Origin of the sequence: Streptomyces katrae, assembly GCF_000966975.1 — a bacterium.
In the GTDB taxonomy this organism is placed as follows: domain Bacteria; phylum Actinomycetota; class Actinomycetes; order Streptomycetales; family Streptomycetaceae; genus Streptomyces; species Streptomyces katrae.
Genome location: NZ_JZWV01000555.1, coordinates 1 through 13,662, shown reverse-complemented (window position 1 = coordinate 13,662; position 13,662 = coordinate 1). Strand labels below are relative to the sequence as shown.

Sequence of the window (13,662 nt, the reverse complement as noted above, 5' to 3'; positions counted from 1 at the left end):
CCGGGGGCACCTCCCGGCGGTAGCCGGGAGAGAGTCTGGGGGCGGAGCCCCGGGAGGGTCCGGGCGGAGCCCGGGGAACGGTGGAAGGGCGGGTGGGGGAGCAGCTGCGCGCAGCAGGCGCAGCCGCGGCCGGGGCCCGCTTCGAGCGGCAGTACCGGCGGCCGCCGGCCGGGCCCCCACGTATGCGCAGCTCAGCGGCATTGTCAGTGGGCGCACCTAGACTCGGCGGTAGCAGACCTCCCACGACCGGGCGGAGCCGAACACCAGGGAGGGGGACCCCCGTGACCACGCAGCCGCAGCCACTGCTCCGCCGAGCCGCGGTCTTCGTCCCCGCGGCCGTGCCCCGCGAGGGGCGGGTGGCCTTCTGGGACCCCGAGGGGGAGCCGCTCCCCGAGGGCGCCGGTACCCCGCACCCGCTCCAGGTGGTGAGGCCGCACGGCTCCGGGGTCCGTACCCGCACCGTGCCGGCCGTGACCCTGTCCGTGGCCGAGGCCCTGCCCCTGCTGAGCCGGGCCGTCCGCAGCCCCGCCGCCCATCCCGCCACCCGTGCCTGGGGCACCGCCGCCGTGCAGGCCCTGGTGCTCGCGGCCCGCGGCCGTCTGCTGCCCGGGCTCACCCCCGGGGGCGTCGACGCCTGGCGGGCCGGGCCGCTCGACGCCGATGACATCGGCCATCTGCGTGCCGTCGCCGCCGCCCTCCCCTACGAGGGCTACGCGACCCCGCTCCCGGGGCGCCGCCCGCTGGCGCTGCCCGAACCACAGGCCCTGGTCCGGGCGTTCCTCGACGCCGTCGCCGACACCCTGCCCCGCACCCCGGCCGCGCCGTTCGCCGCCGGGCTGCCGTTCGCCGCGGCGGAGCCGCAGCCCGTGCCCGGGATACAGGAGTGGGCCGCGCAGGTCGCAGCCGGCGCCGACGCCGGGGTGGGGATCTCCCTGCGGCTCGACCTGTCCGCCTTCCGGCTCTTCGACGAGGCCGAGCCGGAGGACGTCCGCCGCGCCGGAGCCGCCGTGGTCCAGGTGCACAGCCTCGCCGACCCGACCCTGGTGACGGACGCGGGGCTGCTGTGGGCCGGGGCCGCCGCGGCCGGGTTCGGGCCGCGCGCCCGGATCGACGCCGTGCTCGCGCTGCGCCGGGCCGGCCGGGTCTGGCCGCCGCTGCTGCGCCTGCTCGACCAGCCCGTGCCCGACGCCCTCGCCCTGTCCGACCCGGAGCTCGAAGACCTGCTGGGGGCCGCCGCGACCCGGCTGGAGGGGGCCGGCGTCGTGGTGCACTGGCCGCGCGAGCTGGCCCGTACCCTCACCGCGACCGCCGTCGTCCGGCAGGCCGCGCCCGGCTCCGCCACCGACGGCACCGCGTTCTTCGACGCCGCCGGGCTGTTCGCGTTCTCCTGGGAGCTCGCGCTCGGCGGGGACCGGCTCACCCCCTCGGAGATGGACGCCCTCGCCCAGGCCCACCGGCCCGTGGTGCGGCTGCGTGACCAGTGGGTGCGGGTCGATCCGGAGCTGGTGCGCAAGGCGCGCAAGCGGGAGCTGGGGCTGCTGGACCCGGTGGACGCGCTGGCCACCGTACTGACGGGGACGGCCGAGGTCGACGGAGAGCCGGTGGAGGCCGTCCCGGTGGGCGCGCTGGCGGCGCTGCGGGACAGGCTGACGGGCGAGTGGGAGCCGATGGCGGCCCCGGCGGGGCTGAAGGCCACCCTGCGGGACTACCAGCTGCGGGGTCTGGCCTGGCTGGACCTGATGACCTCGCTGGGGCTCGGGGGCTGCCTGGCCGATGACATGGGCCTGGGCAAGACGGTCACGCTGATCGCGCTGCACCTGCACCGGGCCCGGCCGGAGCCGACCCTGGTGGTGTGTCCGGCGTCGCTGCTGGGGAACTGGCAGCGGGAGATCGAGAAGTTCGCCCCGGGTACGCCGGTGCGCCGCTTCCACGGCGGCGACCGCACCCTCGACCCCCTCGCCGGCGGCTTCGTCCTCACCACGTACGGGACGATGCGGGCCTCGGCCGCCCGGCTGGCCGCCCACGGCTGGGGTCTGGTCGTCGCCGATGAGGCACAGCACGTGAAGAACCCGCATTCGGCGACCGCGAAGGCGCTGCGCACGATCCCGGCCCCGGCGCGGGTGGCGCTGACCGGCACCCCGGTGGAGAACAACCTCTCCGAGCTGTGGGCGCTGCTCGACTGGACCACGCCCGGGCTGCTGGGCCCGCTCACCACCTTCCGCGCCCGGCACGCCCGCCCGGTGGAGCACCAGCAGGAGGAGGACGGGGGCAACGAGGCGGCCGTCGCCCGGCTGGCGGCGCTGGTACGGCCGTTCCTGCTGCGCCGCAGGAAGTCCGACCCCGGGATCGCGCCCGAGCTGCCCCCGAAGACCGAGACCGACCATCCGGTGTCGCTGACCCGGGAACAGGTCTCGCTCTACCAGGCGGCGGTGGAGGAGGCGATGGCCGTGATCGAGGGGAGCGAGGGCATCGAGCGACGCGGCATGATCATGAAGCTGCTGGCCTCGCTCAAGCAGATCTGCAACCACCCGGCGCAGTACCTGCGGGAGGCCGATCCGCGCATCCCGCACCGCTCGGGCAAACTCGCCCTGCTCGACGAGCTGCTGGACACCATCCTGGCCGAGGGCGGCTCGGTCCTGGTCTTCACCCAGTACGTGACCATGGCCCGCATCCTCGAACGTCACCTCGCCGCCCGCGGCGTCCCCACCCAGCTCCTCCACGGCGGCACGCCCGTGCCCCGCCGCGAGGAACTGGTCGACCGCTTCCAGTCCGGCGCCGTGCCCGTCTTCCTGCTCTCCCTCAAGGCCGCCGGGACCGGCCTCAACCTCACCCGCGCCGGGCACGTCATCCACTACGACCGCTGGTGGAACCCCGCGGTCGAGGAACAGGCCACCGACCGCGCCTACCGCATCGGCCAGACCCAGCCCGTCCAGGTCCACCGGATCATCGCCGAAGGCACCGTCGAGGACCGCATCGCCGAACTCCTCGAAGCCAAACGCGCCCTCGCCGACGCCGTCCTGGGCTCGGGCGAGTCCGCGCTGACCGAGCTCACCGACCGCGAGCTGGCCGACCTCGTCTCCCTGCGGAGGCCCGCATGATCACCGCGCGGGACGACCGCCGCCGCACCTTCGAGACCGTGCCCGCCGGGCTGGAGGCCGTGACCTGGTGGGGCCGGGCCTGGGTGCGCGCACTGGAGGAACGCGCACCGGACGCGGCCCGCCTCGCCCGCGGCCGTGCCTACGCCAGCGAGGGGCACGTCGACGCGGTGACGGTCACCCCCGGCCGGATCGTGGCCTACGTCCGGGGCAGCCGGGCCCGCCCCTACCGCACCGAGCTGGCCCTGTCCGCCTTCGACGACGCCGAGTGGACCGAGGTGCTGGAGGCGGTGGCGGCGGATCCCGCCGCGCTGGCGGCACTGCTGGAGCGGGAGGTCCCGCAGTCCCTCGCCGGGCGGCTCCTGCCCGGCCCGGGTGAACTCGGGGCGCGCTGCTCCTGCCCGGACCCGGCCAGACCGCCCTGCAAGCACGCCGCGGCCCTCTGCTACCGGGCCGCCCGACTCCTGGACAGCGACCCGTTCGTCCTGCTGCTGCTGCGCGGCCGGGGCGAGCGGGAGCTCCTGGAGGACCTGGCCCGGCGCAACGCCGCCCACGCCGCGCGTGAACAGCCCGACGCCGCAGCGGACTTCCCCGGCGTCCCGGCCCGCGCCGCGCTGGCCCGCACGGTGCTGCCCCCGCTGCCCGCACCGCTCGCCGCTCCCGCCGTGGCGGGAGCGCCGCCCGCGTACCCGTCCGACCCGGCGGCCCCGGACCCGCTGGCGCTGGAGCAGCTCGCCGGCGACGCCGCGGCCCGCGCCCTGACCCTGCTCACCACGGGCGAGGACCCGATCGGCGGGCTGGGCCTGTGGCAGGACGCCGTCCGGCTGGCCTCCGCACATCCCACGGCCGGTCTCACCGGCGCAGCCCGCGCCCTCTACCGCGACCTGGCGCGGGCCACCGGGCGGACCACCACCGACCTGGCCCGGGCCGCCGCCGCCTGGCGGCAGGGCGGCCTGCCCGCCCTGACCGTCCTCGACGAGCCGTGGGACCCGCCGGCCGGCCCCTTCGACCGGGCCCGCCCCCTCCTGCTCGCCGCCGGCCTGGGCTCCTTCCGCCCCGGCCGCAACCGGCTCACGGACCGCACCCGCCAGCTCCGGCTGGGCCGCGAGGGCCTCTGGTACGCGTACGAGTCCCGTCCGGGGACGGACGACTGGTGGCCCACGGGCCGGCCCTCCCCGGACCCGGTCACCGCCCTGCGGGGCTGAGTTCGGCCGCCCAGGAGGACAGGGCGGCGAAGTCCCGGTCGCGCAGGCCGTGGCGGGGCAGGACGCGCAGCAGGAGGGCCGGGGCCGGGTGGTGCTCACGGACCCAGGCCCGGTCCTGCGGGGTGATCATGTCGTCGACCCAGGCGAACGGCCGCCCCGCCGCCCAGTCGAGGAGGTGGCGGGTCTTCCAGGAGAGCCCGTCCGGGTCGCGGGCGAAGAGCTCCGGCCAGTCGACCACGGGCAGATCCGCAGGCAGCCCGATGTGCGGGGCGATCAGGGTGTTGGCCTGGTGCGTCCAGGCGGTGGCCCAGGCGATCTCGAAAGGCAGGGCCAGCAGGCGGGCGCCGTGCGAGGGGTGCAGGCGCACCCGCACGCCGCGGCGGGCCCGGCGGGATTCCGGGTCGCGGTAGGACAGCCAGACGTCCGGGCGCATGCGGTGGCTGGTGTAGCCGCGCAGGCCCGCGGAGAGGGACCGGAAGGGGTTGAGCGGGCCGTCCACGTCCAGCAGAAGCAGCGGTCGTTCAGTCATGAAGTAGGCACTACCCAGTACACGATGGAGTGAAATGCCTACCGGCTCTATAACCCGAACGGGTCCACCGCGTTGTCTCCGGTACGGGCTCCACGCCCCTGAAACCCTCCGGAAGGCAGGACATGCTGATGCGTCACAGTCGTCGGAATGGCTTGATCGCGGCGATGCTCGCGGGTGGCGGACTGGCGGTGGCGGGAGTGGGCGGCCTGGCCCACGCCGACGCCGACGCGGACGGCGGCGCCGACCGTTCGCCGGGGCTGCTCTCGGGGAACCTGGTGCAGCTGCCGGTCCACGTCCCGGTGAACGTGTGCGGCAACACCGTGAGCGTGGCCGGCGTGCTCAACCCCGCCGCGGGCAACCGTTGCGGCAACGCGTCCCCGGACGGCGGGAATCCCGGTCCGAGGCCCTCCCATCCGTCGAAACCCGGGGCCGGCCAAGGGGGAGGGGCCGCAGCGGAAGGGGGCGGAAAGGATTCTCCGGGGGTGCTGTCCGGCAACGGCATCCAGCTCCCCGTCGACCTCCCGCTGAACGTCAGCGGGAACTCGGTGAGCGTCGTCGGCGCCGGCAACGCCTCCCACGGGAACACCTCCGTCAACGCCGAGACCCCCACCGACGGGCAGCCGCCCCAGCTGCCGCCGGTCAGCCGGCGGCCCGTCACCCCGCCCGCGGCCCCGGCCCCGTCCCTGCCGCCCGGCGGCCCGGCGGCCCTCGCCCACACCGGCTCCGACGGGCTCGGCTACCTGCTGCCCGGCAGCGGCGCGCTGCTCCTCGGCGGGGCGCTGCTGTACCGCCGTTTCCGCGTCAGCTGACGGGCCCCGCACGCCAGCCGTCGAGGATCGCGTCGATCCGCGCCGCCAGCCGGGCGCGGGCCTCGAACCGGTGGACCCCCGCCATCAGCAGCGCGTCGTACTCGGTGTCGGTGTGGCGCACGGCCGCCCGGACCGCCATCGACACCGCCTGCTCGTCCAGGGCCCGGCCGGCCGCGGTGCGGCCGACACGGCCGCTGCCGCGCACCGAGGCGTGCGAGGCGATCGCCCGCGCCCGCTCGGGCGGGCAGCCGGGGAACAGCCGGAGTATCTCGGCGGCGAAGGCGGCCGTGAACCGGACGTCCTCGGCGGCCCGTCGCAGCCGGTCGCGCTCCCGGCGCCGGGCCCGGGCGTCGGCGTCCGCGAGGCAGGCGCGCTCGGCGCGGGCCAGGGCCGCGTCCTCGACCAGCAGCCCCTGACGCTCGTAGCGCCGGCGCCCCCGGTGCCGGCGCACCACGACGGCCGAAAGCGAACTGGCCTCCCGCGCCCTGCGGGTGAGCGCCGCGTTGCCGCGCGGCAGGTACACCAGGTGCCCGAGGTCGGCGCAGTCCAGGCAGCGCGGCACCCCGGACTCGCGGACGAGGTGCCGCAGGGGACCGCGCCGGCACTCGGCACAGTGGATCGGCTTCTGTGACTCGAAGACGACGAGACTCATGCCGTTGTGATACCGCCGACCGGCGCCCCTATCACCTTGCAGGGGTGGGTTATTGGCTATGCAGAAAATCTGTCCGAACCTCATGAGCTCTGCCTAGCGTGAGCCGGTACGGGCCGCGGTGAGCCGGCGTGAGGAGAGCACATGGGCGGACGGCAGGCGACGACGGAGAGACGCCCGGGAACGAGGGTCCCCGCGGGCCTCTCGGGCCGGGAGGTCGTCATACCCCCCGGCGGCTGCACGGGCTGGCACTACCACCTCGTACCGCTCATGGCGGTCGTCACCGCCGGGACCCTCACCCGGATCCTGGACGACGGCACCGTCGAGGTCCACCCCGCCGGGGCCACCTTCGTCGAACCCGAGGGCCACGACCACGTCCACCTCGGCCGCAACCTCGGGGCCGCCCCCGTCGTCCTCCACATCACCTGCGCACTCGCCGACGACGACCCCTGGGCCGTCCCCGCCCCCGCCCCGCTCGCCGCCACCCCCTGCGGCTGCCCGGACCACACGCCCTGACCCGCCCCGAGCGCCGCCGTGGAGACCCCCGTCCACCACGGCACCACCCGCACGGGCCACAGCGGCCCCCGGTCCCGGCAGGCCCGGGCCCCCGGTCAGACCAGCCGGCGTATCTCGCCCCGCACCCGGTAGAAGCCGCCGGCCGCCGCATGCAGACCGTCCACCACGTACCGGGCCCCGGCCTCCCGTATCCCCCTCGGGAACTGCACGTTCCAGCCGGGCTGGAAACCGTCCGACACCACCTGCACCCGCACCCGCCCGCCCACCTGGACGCACTCGACCACCACACCGCCCGACGGCACCGACGCCACCGACACCGTCGCCACCGCCGCGGCCGAGGCCGCGGGGGTGAACACCGGAAGCGCCGCGGCCGACTTCACGTCCACCGCCGTCGGCACGGAACCCCGCTGGGCCGCCGCGATCGCCGCCTCGCTCGCGTCAACGCACACCAGCGAGCCGTCCGTGGTGACCAGGTAGAGCCGCTCGTCCAGGTACTGCATCGACAGCGCCGACCCGCTGCCGGTGCCCAGCTTCCACAGCCGCCGCCCGTCGGCGTCGAAGCAGTACACCGAGGACGAGGAGTCACCGGCGAACACGTGCCGCCCGTCCGGAGAGCTCGCGCACGAGTACACCGCCGCGTCGCACGGGTACGAGGCCTCGACCGCGCCCGTCGCCTTCGACAGGCGCTGCACGGTGTTGCGCACCGTGCCCGCGTACACCGCGTCCTGCTCCTGCCAGCCGAACAGCACCCCGCCCGGCGTCCTGGTGTGCCACAACTGGCCCGTGCCGTCCGCCGCGTAGGCCGTCACCCCGCCGCTGTGCCCGTGGTACACCGCCCGCTCGTCCGCCCGGACCATCCAGGCGCCGCCGCCTGCGGACTTGCGCGACCACTGGTGCTCGTCCTCGTGGTCGATGACCGTCAGGCCGCCGTTCGCGTCCGAGACGTTGAGCACGCCCTCGTGGATGTCGAGCCAGTAGATGTCCACGTCCGCGGCTATGCCGTACGCCCCGAACGGCACCTTGGACGACAGGTCGTACACCGTGCCGTCATCGCAGCCCGCATAGATCCAGAACTCGTCCGCGACCAGGCACTTCACCCCGTCCGGCAGCGAGTACCGGGCGAGCACCTCGCCGCCGTGGCTCACCGTGTAGACGTCGCCCGCCTGGTTGCCCACCCAGCAGCGGTCCTCGTCCACATGGATGCCGAAGGCCGCGGAGCCGGTGCGGAAGCGCCACAGCACCGGCGCCACCGCACGGGCCGTCGACGGCGCCGAGGTCACCTGCCGGCGGGTCACCGCCCGCGCGGCACGCGCCCCCCGCACCGCCGGCGCGTACCCCTTGCGGACCTTCTCGCCGATCTTCTTGGCCGCGGCCGCCCGGGCCTTCTCCGCCGTCGGGAACGACGAGCTCTGCAGCTGCCCGGCCGCGCCGATGCGGCCGTAGCGCACGGAGACGGTGAGGCCGTCGAGGGTCACCTCGTAGAACTTGTGCGCCGCGCCGTCCTCCTGCGACAGCTCCAGGTACGTCGTCTCCCGAGCCATGACAGACCCCTCCCCAAGAGTCGGGCCGCCGGCTCCTGTTCACCGGTGATCCCTCGTGAAAAACGCTAAGGGCGACCACTGACAATGGGTTCGTGAAGCTGGAAGCGATCACCTGGCAGCGGATGGCCGAGCGGCTCGCCGGCCACCTCGACGCGCCGTCCGCCGAGGGCGGCCCCTGGCGGCGCGTGGGCATCGACGGCGCGCCGGCCGCCGACACCGGGGTCCTGGCGGGCGAACTGGCCGACGCCCTGCGACAGCGCGGGCGTTCCGCGCTGGTGGTGGCGGCCGGGGGGTTCCTGCGCCCGGCGTCGCTGCGGTTCGAGTTCGGACGGGAGGACGTGGACGCCTACCTCGGCGGCTGGTACGACACGGGCGCGCTGTGGCGGGAGGTCTTCGCGCCGACGGACCCCGGCGGCAGCGGGCGCGTCCTGCCGGACCTGTGGGACCCGGTGACCGACCGCGCCACCCGCAGCCCGTACACCCAGCTGCCGACGGGCGGCGTCCTGATCGTGCACGGCCCGCTGCTGCTGGGCCACTGGTTCCCCTTCGACCTGAGCGTGCACATCAGTCTCTCGGCGGGCGCCCTGGCCCGGCGCACGCCCCCCTCCGACCACTGGACCCTGCCGGCGTTCGCCCGCTACGCGCGGGAGACGGACCCGGCGTCGACGGCGGACGCCCTCGTCCGCGCGGACGACCCCCGCCACCCCGCCTGGACCGGGATCCGGGCCCGGTAAGGGGTTCACCGGAAGGGGGGTCAGGGGCGGCCGCCCAGGCGGGTTATCGCACGGGCCGCGGCGCGGCAGCCCGCGCGGGCCGAGGCCGCCGGGGCGGCGCCCGAGAGGCGGGCCGCCAGGAAGCCGCCGGTGAAGGCGTCACCCGCGCCGGTGGTGTCCACCGCGTCCGCCGGCTCCGCCTCGACCTCGGCGGTGATCCGGCCGCCCTCGGCGACGAGCGCCCCGCCCGTGCCCCGGGTCACCACCACCAGCGGAAACCGCCGGCTGAGCGACTCCGCCGCCCGGGCCGTGTCCCGGACCCCGGCCAGCAGCCGGGCCTCGTCCTCGTTCGGGAGGAGTACGGAGACCCCCGCCACCGCCGACAGGAAGGCCTCGGGACCCAGCCCGGCCAGGAACCCCGCCGACGCGGGATCCACGCTGACCGGGACCCCGCGCGTGCGCGCGGCCCGCAGCGCCACCAGGGCCAGCTCCCGGCTGGGCTCGGCGAAGAACAGGTAGCCGGACAGGTGGAGGTGGGCGGCCCCGTCCAGCAGGGCGGGCGCCCAGTCGGCGGGGCACAGCCGCAGGGAGGCCCCGCTGTCGGTCAGGAACGTCCGCTCCGCGTCCGCCCCGACCAGCGCCACCACCGTCCCGGTCGGCTCGGCCGGGTCCACCACCAGCCGGGGCCGCACCCCCGCGTCGACCAGCGCCCGCTCGTGCCAGCGCGCCGACTCGCAGCCCACCCGTGCCAGCAGCCGTACCTCGGCGGTGCCCGTACGGGCCGCCCAACAGGCCGCGTTGGCGCCAGCTCCGCCGGGCAGGGTGCGGATCCGGGCGGCGGTGTCGGTGGCCGGGGCGAGCGGCTCCCGGTGCACCGCCACCACGTCCGTGACCACGTCCCCGACGACCACCAGCGCCCCCGGCGTCCCGGCCCCGGCGTCCGGCGGCCCCGCCTCCAGTGCCCTGGACCTCAGCGCCCTGACCCCCGTCCCCGGCGCCTCGGCCCCGACCGCCCCAGCCTCCGCCGCCGCAGCCCCCGTACCGGTCACGCCCGGGCCGCCCACGCCCCAGCGATCCGGGCCCCGAGCCGTACGTTGCCCCGTACCGCCGCCAGGTTCGCCTCCAGCGAGGCCCCGCCCGTCGCCCGTACCAGGAACCCCAGCAGGAACGGTGTCACCGCCTGCCCCGTGATCCCGCGCTCCCGGCATTCGGCCAGGGCCTGCGCCAGGACGCGGTCGTGGAGCCCGGGATCCAGCTGTTCGGCGGCGGCCACCGGGTTGGCCACCACCAGGGCCGATTCCGGCCCGGCCAGGGCGTCCTGGGCGGCCATCATCTCCGCCACCTCCTGCGGCCGCTCCACCGTCCAGTCGACCGGCTCGCCCGAGTCCGCCAGGTAGAACCCCGGGAACGTACGCGTCCGGTAGCCCACCACCCCGACGCCGAGCGTCTCCAGCCGCTGGAGCGTGGCGGGTACGTCCAGGATCGACTTCACCCCGGCGCACACCACCGTGATCCGGGTCCGTGCCAGCAGCGACAGGTCGGCCGACTCGTCCTGCGTCTGCGCGAACTCCCGGTGCACGCCGCCCAGCCCGCCCGTGGCGAAGACCCGCAGGCCGGCCCGCGCGGCCAGGAAGGCCGTGGCCGAGACCGTCGTCGCGCCCGTGGCCCCCGCCGCCAGGGCCGGGGCCAGGTCGCGGTGGCCGAGCTTGCGCACCCCCTCGCCCGCCGCGATCCGCTCCAGGCGGGCCTTGTCCAGCCCGGCGTACGCCACCCCGTCGACCACCGCGACCGTCGCCGGGACCGCTCCCTCCGCCCTGACGAGCTCCTCCAGTTCCAGGCCCACCGCCAGATTGCGGGGCCGGGGCAGGCCGTGGGCGAGGATCGTCGACTCCAGGGCGACGACGGGCCTGCGCGCGGCGAGCGCCTCGCGCACCTCTTCCGACAGGACCGGGACCTCGGATGCTGCGTGCTGTGGCATGTCCCCATCCATGGCACGCGATGCGCGCCCCCAAACGCGCCCCTCCCCACGACGGCGTGAAGCCGCCCCCCGCGGCTCGACGGAGTGACGTGTGCGCCGCGCCCGCGCTGGACGCTCTGATCACCCCGCGGCCGGTGCGGCCGCCCTAGGCTGGCGCACCATGAGCACCAGTGACCACAGCGCCCCCGCCTCCTTCGCCGTCTCCGTCGCGGACCTCCCCGACAGCGAACTGGAGGCCGAGGACCTCGACCCCGCACAGATCGTCTCCGGCACGCCGGTGGTGACGGGCAAGGTGCTCTGGGAGTCCGCGGACGGTTCCCAGATCCGCGGCATCTGGCAGATCACCCCCGGCGTGGTCACCGACACCGAGGCCGACGAGCTGTTCGTGGTGGTCAGCGGCCGCGCCACCGTCGAGGTCGAGGGCGGCGCGACGCTCGAGGTGGGCCCCGGCTCCGCCTGCGTGCTGCGCGAGGGGGACAAGACCACCTGGACGGTCCACGAGACGCTGCGCAAGGCCTACCACATCAACCTCTGACGGCTCCCCGCCGTCAGGCGGGCACCGGGTGCCGCCGGGCCGTGAACAGGGCCAGCCCGGCCATCGGCAGCAGCAACGAGGCGCCGATGGCGTTGAGCCAGCCGTAGCCGGCCTGGGACATCACCAGGCCGGCGGCCGCGCCGCCCAGACCCGCCGCCGCGTTCATGGTGAGGTCGCTCAGGCCCTGTACGGCGGCCCGCGCGGGCTGCGGCACCGAGTCGGTCAGCAGCGCCGAGCCGGAGACCATGCCCGCGGACCAGCCGAGGCCGAGCAGGAAGAGGCCGGCCGCGCTCTGCGCGTGGTTCCCGGCGGCCGTGCCGGCGAGCAGGGCGGCGACCGAGAGCAGCCCGGCCGCCAGGCCGATCACGGAGAACCGGCCGAGCCGGTCGGCGAGCCAGCCCATGACGGGCGAGAAGGCGAACATGCCCGCGATGTGCCCGCTGATCACCAGCCCGACCAGCTTGAGGCCGGTGCCGTGGTGACCGAGGTCGACCGGGGTCATCACCATGATCGAGACATGGTGGTGTGCGACACGGCGACGGTGAGCAGCGCGAGCCGGGCCCGGGGCGAGGCCTTGACGGCGGCCAGACCGGCGCGCAGCGAGCGGCCCTGACGGGATTCCTCCCCGGGCCCGGCCAGCGCCCGGGCGGTCAGCAGGGGGTCCGGCCGCAGCAGTACGCCGAGCAGGGTGCCGGTGAGCACGAAGACGGCGGCCGCCCACACGAAGGGCCCCGCCGTCTGGGGTATGGAGGTGCCGGCGAAGCTGTCGCTGGCCGGGGCGGAGAGGTTCGGGCCGAGCACCGCGCCGATGGTGGAGGCCCAGACGACCACCGAGATCGCCCGGGCCCGCCGGTCCGGGGCGGCGAGGTCGGCGGCGGCGAAACGGGCCTGGAGGTTGGCGGAGGAGGCGGCGCCGAAGGCGGCCATGCCGAGCATGAGCAGCGGGAAGCTCTTCACCGAGGCGGCGAGGACGACCAGGGCCGCCCCGGCCGTGCCGATCGCGTACCCGGCCAGCAGCCCGGCCCGGCGCCCGCGCGCGGTGGTCAGGGCGGCGAGCGGCAGGGAGACCAGGGCGGTGCCGATCACCGCGGCGGTGGACGCGAACCCGGACAGGGCCTCCGTGCCGCTGATCTCCGTGGCCAGTACGGGGGCCAGGGCGATGCTGATGGGCACGCCCAGGCCGCCCAGCATCTGGCCGGCCATCAGCACGGCGGAGATCCGGCGCTGGATGCGCGGCAGCTCGGCGGCGGTCACCCCCGCCGCGGCCGCGGGGGCGTCGGTGGAGGCTGCGGGCGGGGTCTCGGGGGAGGCGGTCACGCCGGACACCCCCGTCGCGGGCGCGCGGGCGGGACGTCCGGGGCGGGACGGGACGCGGTGGGGCCGCAGGCGGCAGCAGTAGTCACCGCGGCAGTGTCCCACCCCTTACGGCCGGGGGGAACCGGGTAAGGGCGGACCGTCGGCCCCCGGAAGGGACGCCCTAGAACAGCGGCTGGGGGAGGACCCCCTCCAGGGCGAGCAGGGTCCGCTTGGTCTCCACCCCGCCGCCGAAGCCCCCGATGCCGCCGTCGTTCTCCACCACGCGGTGGCAGGCCACCACCAGCGGCAGCGGGTTCGAACCCATGGCGTTGCCCACGGCCTGGGCCGCCCCCGGCTGCCCGACCCGGGCGGCCAGCTCCCCGTACCCGACCACCGAGCCGTAGGGCACCGAGCGGTCGAGCTCCAGCAGTACCTGGCGGTTGAACCCGGAACTGAGCCGCCAGTCCAGCGGCAGGTCGAAGCGGCGCAGGGTACCGGCGAAGTACGCCTTCAGCTGGCGTATCGGCTCGGCCAGCAGCACCTCCCGGCCCGGCTCCGGCCGCCAGGCTTCGGCGCCGAGCCGGGAGACCAGCGCGCCGATCATCCGGCCGGCCCGGTCCGGCCCGGCATGGAACTCCACCCGGACCAGGCCCTCGGGGGTCGCGGCCAGGAGCAGGGGACCGATCTCGCTGGGGAGGACGGTCCATTCGAGGTGCGGCCCGCGGGGCCGCTCGGTGCTCTCCACGCCTCCACGGTACGGCGCCCCACCGACAGCCCCGCCCGGCCGGTACCGCAC

Annotated in this window: 12 protein-coding genes and 1 pseudogene; 6 read left to right on the top strand and 7 right to left on the bottom strand. The window is 76.1% G+C overall.

The window, feature by feature from the left end:
• The first annotated feature begins 182 nt into the window (after positions 1-182).
• Complete coding sequence (locus VR44_RS20170; RefSeq protein WP_094191773.1) at positions 183-3,098, top strand: DEAD/DEAH box helicase; 2,916 nt, start codon at positions 183-185, stop codon at positions 3,096-3,098.
• Positions 3,095-4,300 carry an SWIM zinc finger family protein gene (locus tag VR44_RS20165; protein ID WP_045948946.1) on the top strand — a complete coding sequence of 402 codons (1,206 nt, stop codon included), beginning with the start codon at positions 3,095-3,097 and terminating at the stop codon, positions 4,298-4,300. Before VR44_RS20170 ends, VR44_RS20165 begins: the two co-directional genes overlap by 4 nt.
• On the opposite strand, the gene VR44_RS20160 is transcribed toward VR44_RS20165, so the two are convergent.
• A complete protein-coding gene (locus tag VR44_RS20160) occupies positions 4,281-4,829 on the bottom strand; it encodes a hypothetical protein (protein ID WP_045948945.1) in 549 nt (182 codons plus the stop codon). The two genes, VR44_RS20165 and VR44_RS20160, sit on opposite strands and share 20 nt — an antisense overlap.
• Positions 4,830-4,993: 164 nt before the next feature.
• On the opposite strand from VR44_RS20160, the gene VR44_RS20155 reads away from it, so the two are divergent.
• Positions 4,994-5,638, top strand: coding sequence for a chaplin (locus VR44_RS20155; protein WP_342669370.1), 645 nt, complete (start codon positions 4,994-4,996; stop codon positions 5,636-5,638).
• On the opposite strand, the gene VR44_RS20150 is transcribed toward VR44_RS20155, so the two are convergent.
• Positions 5,631-6,290 carry a DUF2293 domain-containing protein gene (locus VR44_RS20150; RefSeq protein ID WP_045948943.1) on the bottom strand — a complete coding sequence of 220 codons (660 nt, stop codon included), beginning with the start codon at positions 6,288-6,290 and terminating at the stop codon, positions 5,631-5,633. The two genes, VR44_RS20155 and VR44_RS20150, sit on opposite strands and share 8 nt — an antisense overlap.
• Before the next feature lie 141 nt (positions 6,291-6,431).
• Between VR44_RS20150 and VR44_RS20145 the strand changes: the two genes are divergently transcribed.
• Positions 6,432-6,803: a cupin domain-containing protein gene (locus VR44_RS20145; protein ID WP_045948942.1), complete on the top strand. Its 372-nt coding sequence runs from the start codon at positions 6,432-6,434 to the stop codon at positions 6,801-6,803.
• A 95-nt stretch (positions 6,804-6,898) separates the two neighbouring features.
• On the opposite strand, the gene VR44_RS20140 is transcribed toward VR44_RS20145, so the two are convergent.
• Positions 6,899-8,344 carry a WGR domain-containing protein gene (locus VR44_RS20140; protein WP_045948941.1) on the bottom strand — a complete coding sequence of 482 codons (1,446 nt, stop codon included), beginning with the start codon at positions 8,342-8,344 and terminating at the stop codon, positions 6,899-6,901.
• A 92-nt stretch (positions 8,345-8,436) separates the two neighbouring features.
• On the opposite strand from VR44_RS20140, the gene VR44_RS20135 reads away from it, so the two are divergent.
• A complete protein-coding gene (locus VR44_RS20135; RefSeq protein WP_045948940.1) occupies positions 8,437-9,078 on the top strand; it encodes a nucleoside/nucleotide kinase family protein in 642 nt (213 codons plus the stop codon).
• Between the two features lie 20 nt (positions 9,079-9,098).
• Here VR44_RS20135 and VR44_RS20130 read toward each other — a convergent pair whose 3' ends face one another.
• Positions 9,099-10,031 carry a carbohydrate kinase family protein gene (locus VR44_RS20130; protein ID WP_045948948.1) on the bottom strand — a complete coding sequence of 311 codons (933 nt, stop codon included), beginning with the start codon at positions 10,029-10,031 and terminating at the stop codon, positions 9,099-9,101.
• A 71-nt stretch (positions 10,032-10,102) separates the two neighbouring features.
• Positions 10,103-11,035: a pseudouridine-5'-phosphate glycosidase gene (locus tag VR44_RS20125; RefSeq protein WP_045948939.1), complete on the bottom strand. Its 933-nt coding sequence runs from the start codon at positions 11,033-11,035 to the stop codon at positions 10,103-10,105.
• A gap of 160 nt (positions 11,036-11,195) precedes the next feature.
• On the opposite strand from VR44_RS20125, the gene VR44_RS20120 reads away from it, so the two are divergent.
• A complete protein-coding gene (locus tag VR44_RS20120) occupies positions 11,196-11,570 on the top strand; it encodes a cupin domain-containing protein (RefSeq protein ID WP_045948938.1) in 375 nt (124 codons plus the stop codon).
• Positions 11,571-11,583: 13 nt separating this feature from the next.
• On the opposite strand, the pseudogene VR44_RS20115 reads toward VR44_RS20120, so the two are convergent.
• Positions 11,584-12,773 (bottom strand): annotated as a pseudogene (locus tag VR44_RS20115) (MFS transporter).
• A gap of 274 nt (positions 12,774-13,047) precedes the next feature.
• On the bottom strand, positions 13,048-13,611 hold the full coding sequence (locus VR44_RS20110) for a methylated-DNA--[protein]-cysteine S-methyltransferase (protein ID WP_045948947.1): 564 nt from the start codon (positions 13,609-13,611) through the stop codon (positions 13,048-13,050).
• Between the last annotated feature and the right edge of the window lie 51 nt (positions 13,612-13,662).